The organism is Gloeobacter violaceus PCC 7421 (assembly GCF_000011385.1).
Lineage (GTDB): Bacteria > Cyanobacteriota > Cyanobacteriia > Gloeobacterales > Gloeobacteraceae > Gloeobacter > Gloeobacter violaceus.
Genome location: NC_005125.1, coordinates 1697520 through 1713088, shown reverse-complemented (window position 1 = coordinate 1713088; position 15569 = coordinate 1697520). Strand labels below are relative to the sequence as shown.

Here is a 15569-nt window from a genome sequence, read left to right as displayed (position 1 = left end):
ACCATGGCAATCACCATCGAAGAGAAAGCTCCCCGCAAGCTCAGCGAAGCGGATCTGCGGCCGCGCGGCCAAGTGCATCCGAGCCCGGCAAGCTGGCGCGATCAGTTTCTCTACCAGCTGTTGCCGGACCGCTTCAGCGACGGCCGCGAGGCGGATCGGCCGCTTTTTGACCCGGCCGATCCGGCCCGATTCCAGGTCAAAGACAGAGGAGCCTGGATGGCGGCGGGGAAGCGATTCGTAGGTGGAACCCTCAAAGGCGTCATCAGCAAGCTCGACTATCTGCAGGGGCTCGGGGTGACGACGCTGTGGCTCAACCCACCCTGGAAGCAGCGAGCGGATCTGGAGACTTATCACGGCTACGGTATTCAGAACTTTTTCGACATCGATCCGCGCTTCGGGACCCGCCAGGATCTGCGCGACTTGGTCGATGCCGCCCACGCACGGGGCCTGTACGTCATCCTCGATGTGATCTATAACCACAGCGGCAACAACTGGTTCTACCGAGACGAATGGGACGGCAGCCCGCAATCGATGCGCCCCTACCGCTATGCGCCCGGCTATCCGGTGCACGGTTGGCGCTCCGGCGACGGGCGCAGCGTGGGTGAGATTGTTTCTCTCGACGACGGCGTCTGGCCCGAGGAGTTTCAAAACTTTGACTGGTACACCCGCGCCGGGCGGATCATCAACTGGAGCGAAGCGGCCTGGGAGGATTATCTGAGCCCCCAGGTCGAATTTCGCCGGGGCGATTTTTTTGATCTCAAAGACTTCAACCTGGCCAATCCCGCCACCATCGCCGGTTTGGCCCGCGTCTACCAGTACTGGATTGCCCTCAGTGACTGCGACGGATTTCGTGTCGATGCGGTCAAGCACGTCTCCCCTGTCGAATCGCGCAAGTTCTGCGCGGCCATCAACGAGTATGCCCAGTCGATCGGCAAGGACAATTTTTTGCTCACCGGTGAACTCACCGACGACCGCATGCTGCTTGCCTACCTCGACATCGTCGGGCGCAACCTGGATGCGGCCCTCGACATCGTCAGCGCGCCGATTCAGCTGACCGCCGCAGCCAAGGGCCTTGCTCACCCGGGCGCCTTCTTCGGTCTTTACGACGAGAACACCCTGGCGGGCGCCTACCGCCAGAGCGGGCTTTATCATGTCTCGGTCCTCGACGATCACGACATGTCCTCGCGCAGCTACAAATCGCGCTTTGCCGCCCACGGCGAAGGGGTGCCCAACCTTTACCGGCAGGTGGCCCACGCGGTCGGCGTGCAACTGACGATGCCCGGTATTCCTTCGATTTACTACGGCACCGAACAGGCCCTGGACGGCTCCGAGAGCAACCACGACTACGGCATCGATGGGTCGCACGAATATGTCGATCGCTACGTGCGCGAAGCGATGTTCGGGGGTGCCTTTGGTGCCTTTCGCACCGAGGGTTGCCACTTTTTCAACCCGGATCACCCTACCTATCTGCGCATCGCCGCCATCGCCCGCCTGCGCAACCGTCTGGACGCCGTCGGCAAAACCCTGCGCCGGGGGCATCACTACCTGCGGGAGACCTCGTTTGTCCACCGACCCTTTGTCCTCCCGGGGGCCGGCGAGCTGGTGGCCTGGTCGCAAATTCTGTTCGAGACGGAGGCGCTGATGGTCCTCAACACCCACGGCCTGGAGAATCGAGGTGCCGAGGTGACCGTCGAGACCTCGCTGCACCCGGAAGGTTCGTCGATGGCCGTCCTGTACCACAGCGAATGGAGCGACGACCAGCTGCGTCAGCCGCCGTCGGCTCAGACCGTGCCTGTCGAGTATGGCCACGGTCGCGCCACGGTGCGCATCGACCTGCCCCCCTGCGGCATGGTGATTCTGAGCTGAGGCACAAGCTTCCACAAAAAACGGAGAGAGAGGGATTCGAACCCTCGATAGAGTTGCCCCTATACAGCATTTCCAGTGCTGCGCCTTCGACCACTCGGCCATCTCTCCAGGAACCACTCGCGGGGTATTCCACCCGTGCCGCTGCGGCGAAAGACATTATAAGCGCTGGTAAGGCCCGACCGCCAGCCGGACTGGAGCGGGGTTTCAGGTTGCCCAGACAACGGCAGGCTGCCGCAAACCTCGATGGGCAACGGTTTTACCCTGACACGTGCTCTAAACCGTGTCCGGATCCACTCCCAGTTCCCGCAGGCGCTCAGCCAGTGCCGCCGCCCGTCTTTCGGCCTGTTCTCTGGCCCGACGTTCTTGTTCCCTGCCCTGGCGCTCTTGCTCCCTCGCCCGGCGCTCCTGCTCCAGGAGCGCTGCGGTACGGTGCAATTCCTCCGCCAGTTCCGCCGGGATAAGCAACTTCTCGCCGCTGTCCTCCCGGTAAAACGCCGGCAACCGGTCTTCTACCTGCAGGCGCAAGCCCAGAACTGCGCTGCGACCGTCGGTGATCGGCAGGTACACCTCAACCACTTCGCCCATCACTTCTACCGGTTGCAGACGATATCCCTGCAGTCGGCCTTCGACCCATTCGCCCCTCGGATCGAATAGCCAGTACTCCCGCACACCCAAACGCTCGTAGAGGTGCTTCTTCTCGACCGTGTCGTTTTGCTGGGTGCCCGCCGAGGTCATTTCGAAGATCGCCGCCGGAACCTGGCCCTCCTCCCAGATTTTGTAATTATCCCGTCCGCCGGGTGCGACGCTGAAAATCACCATCACGTCCGGGGCCACCCGCAGCCGGGGAAATCCCTGGGCGTAGTAGAGAAACTGGTTGGCAAGCACCGTGGCTTGCTGGCCGCTCAAGTATTGCCTGAGCACCTCCAGCGTCACCAGGATGGCGTAGAGGTGATCGAACGTCTCGGCCACGGGTTCTCCGTCGCTGCTCGGGTAGGTGACGGAGGGCAGCACAAAAGTCATATTCGCGGCCCAATCCAGGTTGCCCCCCAGTCTAGCTAATCGTCCAGCGTGAGCACGATCGTCCGGTAGCGGCCGCCGCCGCTCTGCTGCAGCCAGGTGCGCTGGGAGCCGTAGAGTCTGCCCCCGCGAAAGTAGGGCGATCGGCTGTCGGTGTTGCCCGCAAGGCCCACCGAAGCGCCCGGTACGCCCAGATCGAGATCCAGGCGGTTGGGGCCGGGGCGCAACCAGCCCGCCAGGGGCAATACCAGACTGCTGCGGTTGTTCAGGTTGGCGAGCGTCCGGCCGTTCAGGCGCACCCGGCCCCTGAGGAGCCGCCCCGGCGGCGGCTGCACCACCAGGTAGTAGCGGCCGGAACCGCCGCCCGTGAGACTCCACTCACTGTAGCCGTCGGAATCCTGGTATTGATAGCTGCGCTGGTAGGTCGTGCCTGAGGTGCCGTAGCCGTTGGTACTGACCCGGCCGCCGTTCACTGAGACCGCACCGGTGCCCGTCTGGACCTGGACATCGGTGCCGTTCACCTGCACCGAGACCTGGGCGGCGGCCCCGGCGCCCCCCAGGAAGCTGCCGGCTAGCAGACTGAGGAGCCAGGTACTTCTAGCCATCGCGATCACCCCGGCGGTTGTTCGGGCCTTCGCGGCGGTGCAGTTCGGGGCGTTCGAGGTCGTCGCGCTCGCGGCCGAAGCGCTTGGTGCGCTCGAAGCGCTCGCGCCAGTCGCCCGGCTCGCGCTCAAAGCGATCGTCGCGGCCGAAGCGGTCGTCGCGGCCAAACCGGCGGTTGCGATCCCCCAGATCGACGGTGGTCACGTTGCCGTCGAAGTCCTCCGGCACGTAGACGTTCACCGTCTGGGACTGGCCGCTCGCCTGATTGAGCGCACCCGACTGGCTCGTACCGCCGTAGCCGCCCCCGGCGCCCTGGGCCTGGGTGCCGCGGATGATCGACGTCTGGCTTTGAAAAACCGGAATGATAATCCGGTCGGCCTGGGCGGCGGGGGCGACGGCCACCAGCAGCAGGCCCGCCGAGAGTACCGGGCAGAGGGTTCGTAGCATCGGTGTTCTCCAAAGAAATGGGCTGCAGGCCGGGGAGGGTGCCCCCTGAAACACCGCCCCCGGCGAACACGTAGAGGGAAACGCGACAGAGCGTCAGTTGCGGTCGCGGTAGCGGCCGAAGCCGGGCAGGCCCAACTGGACCTGCTGGGCATTCTGGACCCCTACGGCCGTCTGGACTCCAGGAGCGACGCGGATATCGTCGCTTCCGGGGTAGTTGTAGCGGGTGGGACCGCGGCGGGGCCGGGAAGTGAACTGGTACTGGGGCTGCTGCTGAACGATGGTGCCCGTCTGCTCGCGCACCCCGAAGCCGAGCTGGACCTGCTGGGCGTTCTGGACGCCCACGGCCGTCTGCACACTCGGATCGACTTCGATCGTGCCCGCCCAGGCCGCCCCCGGTAGGGCAACCGCCAATGCCAGGACCATAAACCAGGTAAGAGGTCTCATTGTTTCACTCCTAACGGCGCGGCAGGCGGTTGAACTGGCGCTGGCGCATCTCGCGCACGTCCACCATCGTCTGGTTGACGCGACCGAAGCCCTGCTGGGCCTGCTCGGTCATCTGCACCCCGGCGGCGGTCTGCTGGATGTTTTCGCCCCGGTAGGACGGCCTACCCATCTGGAACTGGCCCAGGTTGCTCACACTGACGCCCGTCTGGTTGCCCCGGCCCTCCAGGTACTGCGACTGGTAGCTCTGCTGGATGCCCACGGCCGTCTGGGTGACATCGGCGCTGGCCGCTCCGGAAAACGCGACTCCCAGAATCAACGCCAGTGCCGACGCCTGAAACACTTTGCTGTTCATGTGTCTGGACTCCTGTGCAAAGTAACGATGGCTATCAATGTGCCCGGCCGGGGGCTGCTTTCTAAACGGGCGCAGGCGCACCGATGGGGGTTGCGGCCGGTAACAATCTTTGCGCCTCGCCGCAGCCGCTCCTCTGCAACAGGACGGATACAATGCGCGCAGCCACACAAAAAAAACCGGCGGGGGCGCTGCACCTCCGCCGGCCGTGTCACCGTTAAAATTGCTTTACTTTTTGAGCAACCGGTTCAGGGCGTTGCCCTGGACGGTGGAGGCTGGGGCCACTCCCAGAATCTGGAGGATGGTCGGAGCCACGTCGATGTTGCGCACCGCCTGGAAAGTGCCCTTGCGGATATTCGGTCCCGCGGCGTAGAAGATGGCGCTCATTTCGGGGAGACGCGAATCGTAGCCGTGGGCGCCGTAGAAGTTGGCAAGGGAGAGCACCGGGGTGGTCACGGTCGTGTCGTCGCCCTGGCGATAGACCACCGGCGACTGGGTGCCGTCGAAGTTGTAGCCGGGATTGAGAATCGCCACGACATCACCCGCATCCTGGCCGATGGCGTCGCTGGTGGCGAAGCCCACCGGTTTGCCCTCGGGCGTCGGGCGCGGCGTGACGAACCGGAACAGTTTGCCCCCGGGCAGCGAGTAGTTGTAGGTCGGGTTGGGGTCGGCGGCGCCCCGCAGAACCTCGACAATTTTCTTTTGCAACTCTAGATACTCGCTCTCGCTGACGACACCGTCGGCCTCACGCCCCTGCAGGCTGATGTAGAGGTTGGCGGCGGGGCCGGTGGTCACTGCCCGCACCTTGGTGGTGTCGATGCCGTTGTTGCTGAGCAGGTTGAAGATGCTCACGGCGGTGTGAAAAGGGGCCATGCCGTGGTCGGAGACGACGAGCACATCGCTTTTGGGGGTGCCGTCGCGCTCGGTGCCCACCGCCTGGATGATGCGCTGCACAGCGTCGCTGGCTGTCTGGTAAGCGGTCTTGAGGTAGCTTGCGTAGCGGGCTTTTTTCTCCGGATCTTGACCGCTGCCGATGCTGTTGGGGTTTTTGAAGTCGGTGGGCTGGCGCGGATCGGTGAGGGTGAACTGGTGGCCCGAGCCGTCCGGTTGCTCGATATAGATCATCACCAGATCGGCGTTCGGGTTCTGGGAGATGGCCCGTAACCCAATGTCGGTCTGGTAGGAGACGAACGAGCGCACCTGATCTGCGTACATGCCTTCGAGTTCGAGATCCGGGAAGGTCTCAAAGCCGGGGCTGATGCGCTCCGGAATGCGAAAATCCGGCTGGGGCGCCCAGAAGCCGACGTTGTTGTTGATGTCGTCCACCGAGGCGATAATCGGCGCGTTGCGGGGAATAAAGTTGGTCGCGTAGCGCGCGAAGCGCACCGTCGAAAGATCCCCGGCCAAAAAGCTTACGTAGAACGCTGTACCGGCTTTGTTGCTGCTGCCTTCGAGGTAGAACTTGCTCGAGTTGCCGTCCACGCGCTCGTAGGCGGGTCCGGTGGAAGGCAGGCTGAAGGGACCGGGCTTGATACCCTGGGCTTCGTCGTAGAACACCAGCGTGTCGTAGTTGACGACCTGGTCGTTGGTACCGTCCAGAGCCGCCACCAGAATGTTGTAGGTGACGTCGCCCACGGTGAAAGTCTCAAGCAGGCTGGTTTTTTGCTTGACGGGGCTATAGGAGACGTAACCTGCCGCCGCAAGCTGGCTTGCCAGGGCCGCCGTCCCGTCGGCAAAGTCCGCCGCGCCGAGCACGAAGCCTTTGGCGCCGACCCCTGCGAAGGAGCCGAAGGGCACGGTGTAATCGACCGTGCGCACCGAAGCAGGCTGAATGAGGTTGGTGGAGGTGGGCTCCAGCACATCGACGCCGTCGCCCCCCGGCCAGGTGGCGGTGGCCACCTGCTTGCCCGCCGCGCGCAGGGTCACCCACAGCGGTGTGGCGGTGGGCTCCTCGCTCACCGTCGGGCCGGAGACGTCGTAGCCGCCGATGGGAGCGCCGAAGCCGCTGGTGTTTTGGGTGAAGTTGCTCTTGATCAGGTGAAAGCTGTTGGCGTTGATGTCGTTTTTGGCCGCCGTCGAACCGGTCGCAATCGCGATGTGGCCGGGCGCGGTCACCGACGGGGTGATCGTCACGTTCTGACGGGCAAAAGCGCCGGTGCGCCGCAACAGACCTAGGCCGGTTTTGGCATTGAGTACCCCGGATTTGAAGTACTCGTCGGCGATCGAGGCGTTGGCGCCGTCGAGGGAGATCAAAACCACCTTGGGCGCCGCCCAGGCCGCGGGCACGGCCGCGAGCGCCAGCGTCGCCGCGAGCGCTGCAGAATAAAAGTATCGCATCAGACAACTCCAGGACATGCAGACCGGCAGCCATTGTGCCAGCAAAGCATTAAGCCGAGTTCATGGCCAGGTGATGGGCGTGTTAACCCGCAGCGCTGCCGGGGCTGACCAGGCCGTGTTCGAGGGCGAAGCGCACCAGCTCGGTGCGGCTGCTGGTGCCGGTCTTGGCGAGCAGGCGGCTGACATACTTCTCGACGTTGCGGGTGGAGCGCTCCAGGCGGCCGGCGATTTCTTTGTTCATCAGACCCGCGTAGACCAGCAGCAGCACCTCCTGCTCGCGGGGGGTGAGATCCAGGTCGATCGCTTCGATAGCGACCGGGGCCGGGCGATGGTTCAGTTCGCTCACCAAACTGACGATCTCCGATTGGACCTGGCGAGAGCGATCGAGCAGGTTGCGCACGATGGCCACCAGTTCCTCCGGGTCGCCGGGCTTGGGCATGTAGGCGTCGCAGCCGTGGCGGTAGCCCTGGATGCGATCGGCGGTCTGGCCCTTGGCGGTCAGGAACACCACCGGCGTATAGCGAAAGCGCGGCAGGGCGCGCAATTTCTGCAAGAACCGGTAGCCGTCCACCTGGGGCATCATGATGTCGGTGATCACCAGATCCGGCTGGTGTTTTTCGGCCAGTTCCAGCCCTTCGATGGCATTGCGGGCGGTAGTGACGCCGAAGCCCTCGTCCTCCAGATAGGCCTGCAGCGCCAGGCGAATACCGGGATCGTCGTCGACCAGTAACAGGTGAGCGGCCATGTCAGTCCTCCTGGGCGGTGGGTAAGGTTACACAAAAGCGGCTGCCGCCGCCTTCGCCGTTGCGCGCGTCGATAGAACCCCCCATTTGCTCGATCAGGTCTCGGGCGATGGCGAGCCCCAACCCCCGGCCGGGCCGATCGCCGTTGCGGCTGCCGCGGTAGTAGGCGTCGAAGATGCGTTCGAGATCGACTGCCTCGATGCCGCTGCCGGTGTCGGCGATGTCGATGGTGCAGGCATTCTGGCCGGGCCGCACCTCCAGGCGCACCTGCCCCCCGGGCGGGGTGTACTTGAAGGCGTTGTCGAGCAGGTTCATCAGCACTTCGTAGAGGGCGCGTCCGTCGGCTTTGACCTGACAGGACGCCTGGCCTTCCCGCTCGAAGCGGATCTGCCGTTCGCGCGCCAGGGCGTTTGCCGCCCGCTCCACCTCGGCCACCAGCGGCTCCAAGGGCACCGGACCCGGCGCGTGCACCTCCAGTTTGTCCTCCAGGAGCGCGTCGAGGCGGCGGCACTCGCGGGCGATTTGCTCGAGCAGCACCTGGTTGGGATCGTCCGGCCCGAGGCGCTTGCCCACAAGACGCGCGAGGGTGCGAATCACCATCACGGGGTTGCGCAACTGGTGGGCGAGGCGGTCGAAATCCACGTCAACTTTGAATGGGAAGGTACAACGTCAGCGTACTGCTTTCGCCCTCGGGGCGCAGGCGCAGGGTGAGTTTGCCGCCCATCGCCGCCACCAATCCCTGGGCCGCCGGCAGCCGGAGGGTGACCGCCCCGGCCTGGGAATCGACTCGAAAGGGATTGGCGTCCTCCGCCGACGGATTCTCGACCGAACCGCCGGTGATATCGATGCGCACCCTGAGCCAGAAACCGGCCCGCTCGGCTTTCAGTTGGATGTGGCTACCGAAGGGCAGGCTGCGCACCAGCCGGTCCACAAGACCGCCCAGGACCCGTTCTAGAAGCAGCTGATCGGCGTGCACGCGGGGCAGTTCGGCGGGCGGATCGACATCGAGGGCCAGACCGCGCAGATCGGCTTGCTCGCGCCAGCGCTCCAGACAGCCCATAAGCAGTTCGTCGACGGCCACCGCCTGGGGCCTGAGGGCCAACTCGCCCTGCTCGTGGTCCATGGCGAGGGCCAACAGCTCAAAGCGCTCGATCTGCAGCGCGCACTCGCGGTCGATCGCCTCCAGATGGGTGCGCGCGGACTCCGTGAGCCCGCCTTTGCGCAGCACCAGTCGGGTGAGCGTGCGAATCGTGGTCAGCGGTGTGCGCACTTCGTGGGCGAGCAATTCGAGAAAATCAAGTTCGCTGCCGTCGATCGACTCCTGGGCGCGCGAGCCTTCCGCCAGCAGGGCCCGGCTGAAGCGCGACAACAGCCGCACGCTCGCCAGCGGCGGGTGGCTGAGGGCGCGATCGAAAGCGGCCAACCGGTCGGGACGGGTGATCACCAGCCGCTGGCGCAGCACGGTACAGGCGCGGCGCACCACCGCCGTTTCAAAAGAAAACTGCAGCGTCGGGCTGCGGTGGCACAGCACCAGGCAAAAGTCGTGGGCGATCACCACCAGAAAGTTCTCATCGGCCAGCGGATCGCCCGCGCTCAAAGGGACAACCACCTCGCCCTGGGGTTTGTGGGCCAGCAGCGTCTGGAACTGCCAAAGCTTCGGTGCCACCGTGCCCACAGCGCTCAAAGCGGCCAGATCGAATTTGCCGCCCGCAAAGAGGATCACCCGCGCCGGATGCTCTCCTAGAAAGCCCGCGAGGGCAGCGACGGCCATCGACCAGGTGCGGCTGCCCGCCGCCTGCAGTTGCTCGGCGAAGGGGGGACCGGCGGCCAAGGCCTGGCTCAGCGAACGCAACCTTGGTGCAAGCCCGAGGGTTTCCATTGGGAAATCGCATGAATGTCCCGATTATCGCTACTGTAACGCTGCGTCGACAGGTTCGGCGGCCGGTTTTCCTACCTGCTCGGGTGGGGATCTCCTCACCGCAATAGCGCTATGTTACAAGTAGAAATGATTCTTCAACCAGCCCGAGCCATTCGATGAAAAGTGCACTTCCCGTTTTTACACTCGGTGTTTGCCTGACTGTGCTGGGCAGCCTTTCTGTCTCTGCCCAGTCGGCCACCCCGCCCGCCGAGGGGACGGCACCTGTCGGAGTCGACGCTGCCGCCGCCGAGATCCGCACCAAGCTTCCGTTTGTCTCCCGTGCCCCGGTCTACAACGGCATTCCGATGGAGTACCGCCTGGCCGCCATCCGCGGGCCAAAAGCCGAGAAAATCGTCGAAGACATCATTGGCTTCGGCCACAGCGACTTCGGCTCGCTGATTCTGTCCAAAAAAGAACAGCTGCCCGCCAAGTTGCGCACCGAGCCCGGCAACACCTGCAGCGTCTGTGCGGTCGAGCGCGGCCTCGGCAGGCGCAACATCGACTATTACGTCTTCTGGCTGCGCAACCTCAACGCCAAGCAGCGCCAGCAGCTTGTCCAGGCCCTGGAAACCGAGTAGGTAGGCACGTTTAGATGGAAGGAATCGATTTGGGCAATGCGTTTGCCCAAAGCTTGAGTGGCTTGGGAGTACCGGCGGACGTCGCCCGCGCCCTGTGGTTGCCCCTGCCGATGATCGTCATTTTGCTCACCGTCACCGTCGGGGTGATCGCCGCCGTCTGGGGTGAGCGCAAGTGGTCGGGCATGATGCAGCAGCGCATGGGTCCGACGATTATCGGTCTGGGCGGCTCGATCCAGGGTGCGGCGGACGGGGTGAAGCTGCTGGTCAAAGAGGACATCATCCCGGTCAAAGCCGATCCGTGGCTATTTACCCTCGGGCCGGCCATCGTGATTATCCCGGTGTTTTTCTCCTACCTGGTCATTCCGTTTGGTCAGGGACTGGTGCTCTCGGATATCACCATCGGCATTTTCTTCATCATCGCCGTGGCGAGCATTTCGCCCATCGGCGCGCTGATGGCGGGTTACGCCTCCAACAACAAGTACGCCCTTCTGGGGGGTCTGCGGGCGGCGGCCCAATCGATCTCCTACGAAATTCCGCTGGCACTCTCGGTGCTCGCCATCGTGATGATGTCGAGTTCGCTTTCGACCGTCGACATCGTCGAGCAGCAGGAGACGCTCGGACTGTTTTCGTTTTTCTCCTGGAACATCTGGCGCCAACCGATCGGTTTTGTGATTTTCTTGATTTCGGCGTTGGCTGAGACCGAGCGCGCCCCGTTCGATCTGCCGGAGGCGGAGTCGGAACTGGTGGCGGGCCACCACACCGAGTACACGGGTATGAAGTTTGCCCTGTTCTATCTCTCCGAGTACGCCAATTTGATCCTCGCCTCGCTCATCGCCTCGGTGCTGTTTTTGGGCGGTTGGAGCTTCATCGTGCCGCTGGAACCGCTGGCGGCGCTCTTCGGCATCGAGGCTTCCAACCCGATCTTCCAGGTGGTCAATGCCCTGGTCGGTATCAGTGTGACGATCTTGAAGGCGACGTTCTTCGTGTTCCTCGCTATCCTGGCGCGTTGGACCCTGCCCAGGGTGCGCATCGACCAACTATTGGATCTGGGCTGGAAATTTCTGCTGCCGGTGTCGCTTTTTAACTTGTTGTTGACCGCCGCCCTGGTGTTGCTCTCCAACACGCTCAAGACGACGCTGCCTTTGTATCTGCCGCTGATAATCTTTGTGGGGCTCGTCTTCGTGGCGATGTCGCTGCAGAAGCGGCCCGCCGCCAAACCGACCGCCGCAAGAGCATGATGTATCACCCCATTGCCCTCTCACTGGTACTCGCAGCGGCCCTTCTGGCCGGTTGCCAGGCGAGCACCCCCTCGACCGCCAGGACCGCCGAGGAGCGGCCCGTGGCGGGCGGCCTCGGCAGCAATAAAGTCGGAGCCGATTTTCTGGCCGCCTCCCCCGCCAACCAGCTTGCCTACTGTGTCAGTTCGGTCAAGGCCTACAAGACTTCGGGAGTGCAAAGTTTCTCGGTGAGCCCCAGCATCGGCAACATCACCCCCGAGAGCTTTTGCTCCCAGCTCAACGAATACTTCGCCGAAGAGCCCGTGCGCCGCGAAGAGCGGCTTGCCCAGGCGGCGGCCGTGGCGATGCTGCTGTACTCCAGGCCCAAATCCCGCAAGCCCGACGCTGAACTCGATCAGATGGAATCGCGCAGCAAGTAGGTAGGATCGAGACCTGAGTGTCGTAGTGAGGTTCCCTCGATGCTTCGCGCCCAGCAGTACGTCTTCGACCTCGGCCCCGGCCAGATGTTGGCGGTGAGCCTTCAGGGCGAGCAAACGCTTTTGTCCCTGCAGAGCGGCTCGGTGGGTCAGCAGCAAAGCCAGCAATCGGGTTTTCCCACTGGAGCCTGGCTGGTTGAGCCCCAGGCCTGGCAGTCCCACGGGACGGTCCATCTGCGCATCCAGTCGCAGCGGGGCAGCTTCTGGCTCCAGATTGGCCACGGGCAAATCGGCGCCGGTTCGCCGCCGCCCCAGGACGCCCTGCCGGTGCCCAGCCGCGCGGTTTCCGGCCCCCCCCGCACCCGGCCTGCCGAGCCGACTATGCGGCCGATGGCCCCCGTGCCGCCGATGAAACCCATGGAGATGCAGATGGGCAATATGGCGATGCGCATGGGGGGCGAGCCGCCAAGCTCGGACTTGCAGGCGGAAAATCTGCGTCTGCGCGAAGAGAACCTGCGCCTGCGCGAGGAGGTGCTCGCGCTGCGCGAGCAACTGTGGCAACGGCGCCAGGGCCAGTGAAGTGCGACCGGTCTTATCGTTCTATAATGGATAACGGTGTATAAACCACTACGCTTTTATCTGCCTGAGAGCCGCCTTGGAATCAGCGCAAACTGACAGGATACGGGGGGTAGCCCTCATCACCGGAGCAAGCAGTGGCATCGGTCGCGCTGTGGCGAGGCGTCTGGCGGAGCAGGGCTTCGGGGTGGCGTTGGTGGCCCGCAGCCGCGAGCGCCTGGAGCAGTTGCAATCGGAACTGGCCCCGGCCAAAACGGTTGCCCTGGCGCAAGATCTCACCGATTTTGGGGCCGCGGACGGTGTGGTGGCTGCCGTCCAGACCAAGCTCGGTCCTATCGACGTGCTCGTCAACAGTGCCGGAATGGCCTACACCAATACGCTTGAGGGCACGCCGGTTGCGGATTGGGAGCGCGTTCTGGCTCTCAACCTGACCGCACCCTTTGCAATGACCCGCGCTGTATTGCCCGGTATGCGCGCGCGGCGGAGCGGTCTGGTGGTGAACCTTGTCTCCATCGCGGGCGAGCGCGCCTTTGCGGGCTGGGGAGCTTACTGCGCCAGCAAAGCCGGCCTGCTCGCCATGACGCGCGTGCTCGCCGAGGAGGTCCGCTCCGAGGGCATCCGGGTGACGGCCCTCTGCCCGGGGGCGGTGGATACGGCCCTCTGGGACAGCGAAGCGGTCGCGGCCGACTTCGAGCGCGGGGCGATGCTTTCGGCTGAGACCGTCGCGGGGTTGGTGCTCTACACGGTGAATCTTCCTCCCGACGCTGTGCTCGAAGCAGCGATTTTGATGCCCGGCCGGGGCACTTTCTAAATCATTTACAAGGAAACCGAAACATGACGATTGCCCACAAGGATTTTCTGCCTTCCGACTGGCACGAAGACGACTCCGCTTCAGAAGCCGCAAGCCGCAACGGCCTCGACCCGATGATGGACGCGGTCCGCACGCTTTTAGTCGGGGTGGGCGAGGATCCCGAGCGCAATGGCCTGGAGCGCACACCCAAGCGAGTGGCGGAGGCGCTGAAGTTTCTCACCAAAGGCTATGGTCAGTCGCTCGAAGAACTGCTCAACGGCGCCATCTTCGACCTCGGGCACGACGAGTTGGTGCTGGTGCGCGATATCGATCTATTCAGCATGTGTGAGCACCACATGCTGCCGTTTATCGGCCGAGCCCACGTCGGTTATATCCCCGACCAGAAGGTGGTGGGCCTGTCAAAACTTGCCCGCATCGTCGAGATGTACGCCCGTCGCCTGCAGGTGCAGGAGCGCCTCACCCGCCAGATCGCCGAGGCGCTGCAGGAGGTGTTGCAGCCGCGGGGTGTGGCGGTGGTGATCGAAGCCTCGCACATGTGCATGGTGATGCGCGGCGTGCAGAAGCCCAATTCCTGGACGGTGACCAGTTCGATGGTGGGGGTCTTCAAAGAGAGCCAGTCCACCCGCCAGGAATTTCTGGACCTGATCCACCACAAGGCGACGTTTTAATCGCCCGGTGACATAGAGCGTCCCGCGGGAGATACTGGCAGCGAACAGCGACCCTGGCGGTGGATGAAGCCGGTTTCTCTATCAAGTTTGCTTGGCGATCTCGTGCGCAATCCCCAGATGGCGCGCAACCAGCGGCTCGTCCAGCTGCAGAAACAGTGGGCAAAAGTCGTGGGCGAGGCAGTGGCGGCCCACTGCCGCCCGCTGAAGCTCCAGGACGCCGTGCTCACCGTGGCGGTCTCCGGGGCGGTCTGGGCGCAGAACCTGGGCTATCAGCGCCGCTTGCTGATGGGCAAAATTGCCGAAATCTGGGGTGCTGCCGAGCCGCTGCGCGACATCCGCTTCGAGACCACCGGCTGGTACGCCCGTGAGAAAACGGGCCGGGTTCCCCTGGCTCCCGAGCATCCGCTCATCGTGCCGTTGGCGGGACACCCCGCCCCGGCACCGGGCGCGGGGCCGCCCACGCTCCAGGACAGGCTGGAGCGGCTGAGGACACTGGCGCGCTGGCGGGGCGAGCAATTGCCCGAGTGTCCGCGCTGCCGGATGGGGGCGCCGCGCGGCGAACTGGTGCGCTGGGGGATGTGCGGCAGTTGCGCCGTGCGGCCTTGAGCGGTTTTGGTGCCACAATGACCAGGGAAAAGATGGAGAACCACCCGTGTCCGGCAGCCCCCTCAGGCCCTGGCTGAACAGTTTCAATCCGCTGATTTATACCGCCTCGGTCATCCCGATTCTGGTGGGCACGGCCTTCGCCTGGTGGCAGGGGGGCGTGTTCGACCTGCAGCGCTTTGCTTTAACCCTCGCCGGGCTTGTCTTCGTACACGCCTGGATCAACCTCACTAACGACGTGTTCGACTGGGACACCGGTGTGGACCGCAACAAGCTGAATTCGCTGGTGCGCACCACCGGCAGCCGCTCCCAGGTGCTCTGGGTGGGCAATATTTTTTTGAGCATTGGGTACGTGTGCTTCTGGGCGCTGCAGGACTGGTGGCTACTCGCTTTCGGCAGCCTCGGCATCTTTTTGGGGTACGCCTACCAGGGACCGCCCTTCCGCCTGGCCTACAAGGGTCTGGGCGAGTGGATCAGCAGCAGTTGCTTTGGACCAATCGCGGTGCTCACCGCCACCCGCGCCCAGACCGGCAGCTGGGAACTGGGGGCGCTCCTGGCGGGAATCGCCGTGGGCAGTTGGACCGCCACGATTCTCTACGCCCACCACTTCTACCAGTACGAGGACGACCGGGAATTCGACAAGCGCACCCCGGTGGTGCGCTGGGGACCGGAACTGGCTGCAAAGCGCTTCTGGTGGGTGATTTCTCCTTCCTACGTTGTCCTCCTTCTAGCCGTGATTGGCGGCTTTTTGCCCTGGACGGTGCTGGCGGCGCTGGCGACCATTCCCCTGGCGGTTTCGCTGGTAAGCTTCGTGCGCGAAAATGCAACGAACCCGGCCGTGGTAGTGGGGGCTCTGCCGCTCGCGGCGCGCTTTCACCTGGTCAGCGGCGCCTTGCTCACCCTGGGTTTGCTCGCGGGGACGCTGTTGCCGCGCTAAGACCGATTGGGTGCCTGG

General features: G+C 64.1%; 18 protein-coding genes and 1 tRNA gene. 9 read left to right on the top strand and 10 right to left on the bottom strand.

All coding sequences use genetic code 11. The annotated features are described in order from the left end of the window. Positions 1 to 3: 3 nt before the first annotated feature. On the top strand, positions 4 to 1866 hold the full coding sequence (locus tag GLL_RS08300) for an alpha-amylase family glycosyl hydrolase (RefSeq protein WP_011141594.1): 1863 nt from the start codon (positions 4 to 6) through the stop codon (positions 1864 to 1866). 21 nt (positions 1867 to 1887) lie between these two features. Here the strand turns inward: GLL_RS08300 and GLL_RS08295 are convergent. From GLL_RS08295 to GLL_RS08250, 10 genes are all read right to left on the bottom strand, one after another. Beyond that, positions 1888 to 1974 (bottom strand) — tRNA-Ser (locus tag GLL_RS08295). A 165-nt stretch (positions 1975 to 2139) separates the two neighbouring features. Continuing rightward, positions 2140 to 2886, bottom strand: a complete 747-nt coding sequence (locus GLL_RS08290; protein WP_011141593.1) for a Uma2 family endonuclease — start codon at positions 2884 to 2886, stop codon at positions 2140 to 2142. A 35-nt stretch (positions 2887 to 2921) separates the two neighbouring features. Next, positions 2922 to 3488, bottom strand: coding sequence for a hypothetical protein (locus GLL_RS08285; protein WP_164928817.1), 567 nt, complete (start codon positions 3486 to 3488; stop codon positions 2922 to 2924). Then, a complete protein-coding gene (locus GLL_RS08280) occupies positions 3481 to 3933 on the bottom strand; it encodes a hypothetical protein (protein ID WP_164928816.1) in 453 nt (150 codons plus the stop codon). The genes GLL_RS08285 and GLL_RS08280 overlap by 8 nt, the downstream gene beginning before the upstream one ends. 93 nt (positions 3934 to 4026) lie before the next feature. Beyond that, on the bottom strand, positions 4027 to 4377 hold the full coding sequence (locus tag GLL_RS08275) for an RIP homotypic interaction motif-containing protein (protein ID WP_011141590.1): 351 nt from the start codon (positions 4375 to 4377) through the stop codon (positions 4027 to 4029). A 10-nt stretch (positions 4378 to 4387) separates the two neighbouring features. Then, positions 4388 to 4729 (bottom strand): hypothetical protein, encoded by a 342-nt coding sequence (locus tag GLL_RS08270; protein WP_164928815.1) that lies wholly within the window; start codon positions 4727 to 4729, stop codon positions 4388 to 4390. A 225-nt stretch (positions 4730 to 4954) separates the two neighbouring features. Continuing rightward, positions 4955 to 7063 (bottom strand): alkaline phosphatase family protein, encoded by a 2109-nt coding sequence (locus GLL_RS08265; RefSeq protein WP_197530143.1) that lies wholly within the window; start codon positions 7061 to 7063, stop codon positions 4955 to 4957. A gap of 82 nt (positions 7064 to 7145) precedes the next feature. Beyond that, positions 7146 to 7808, bottom strand: a complete 663-nt coding sequence (locus GLL_RS08260) for a response regulator transcription factor (RefSeq protein ID WP_011141587.1) — start codon at positions 7806 to 7808, stop codon at positions 7146 to 7148. 1 nt (position 7809) lies between these two features. Then, complete coding sequence (locus GLL_RS08255; RefSeq protein ID WP_011141586.1) at positions 7810 to 8448, bottom strand: sensor histidine kinase; 639 nt, start codon at positions 8446 to 8448, stop codon at positions 7810 to 7812. 1 nt (position 8449) lies between these two features. After that, on the bottom strand, positions 8450 to 9685 hold the full coding sequence (locus GLL_RS08250) for a sensor histidine kinase (RefSeq protein WP_011141585.1): 1236 nt from the start codon (positions 9683 to 9685) through the stop codon (positions 8450 to 8452). Positions 9686 to 9840: 155 nt separating this feature from the next. Between GLL_RS08250 and GLL_RS08245 the strand changes: the two genes are divergently transcribed. The 8 genes from GLL_RS08245 to menA all read left to right on the top strand — a co-directional run bounded on the left by GLL_RS08245 (position 9841) and on the right by menA (position 15551). After that, positions 9841 to 10302, top strand: coding sequence for a hypothetical protein (locus GLL_RS08245; protein WP_011141584.1), 462 nt, complete (start codon positions 9841 to 9843; stop codon positions 10300 to 10302). Positions 10303 to 10316: 14 nt separating this feature from the next. Beyond that, positions 10317 to 11540, top strand: coding sequence for an NADH-quinone oxidoreductase subunit NuoH (gene nuoH, locus GLL_RS08240; RefSeq protein ID WP_011141583.1), 1224 nt, complete (start codon positions 10317 to 10319; stop codon positions 11538 to 11540). After that, positions 11537 to 11959 carry a hypothetical protein gene (locus GLL_RS08235; RefSeq protein WP_011141582.1) on the top strand — a complete coding sequence of 141 codons (423 nt, stop codon included), beginning with the start codon at positions 11537 to 11539 and terminating at the stop codon, positions 11957 to 11959. Before nuoH ends, GLL_RS08235 begins: the two co-directional genes overlap by 4 nt. A gap of 39 nt (positions 11960 to 11998) precedes the next feature. After that, positions 11999 to 12535, top strand: a complete 537-nt coding sequence (locus GLL_RS08230; protein WP_011141581.1) for a hypothetical protein — start codon at positions 11999 to 12001, stop codon at positions 12533 to 12535. Between the two features lie 76 nt (positions 12536 to 12611). Beyond that, entirely contained in the window at positions 12612 to 13343 is a 732-nt protein-coding gene (locus GLL_RS08225; RefSeq protein WP_269446175.1) for an SDR family oxidoreductase, read from the top strand. A 23-nt stretch (positions 13344 to 13366) separates the two neighbouring features. Further along, positions 13367 to 14011: a GTP cyclohydrolase I FolE gene (folE, locus tag GLL_RS08220; RefSeq protein ID WP_011141579.1), complete on the top strand. Its 645-nt coding sequence runs from the start codon at positions 13367 to 13369 to the stop codon at positions 14009 to 14011. Between the two features lie 63 nt (positions 14012 to 14074). Continuing rightward, the gene (locus tag GLL_RS08215) at positions 14075 to 14617 is read left to right on the top strand and encodes a DUF721 domain-containing protein (RefSeq protein ID WP_011141578.1); all 543 of its coding nucleotides are present in this window, start codon (positions 14075 to 14077) and stop codon (positions 14615 to 14617) included. Positions 14618 to 14663: 46 nt separating this feature from the next. Next, a complete protein-coding gene (gene menA / locus GLL_RS08210; RefSeq protein ID WP_011141577.1) occupies positions 14664 to 15551 on the top strand; it encodes a 2-carboxy-1,4-naphthoquinone phytyltransferase in 888 nt (295 codons plus the stop codon). Positions 15552 to 15569 lie beyond the last annotated feature (18 nt).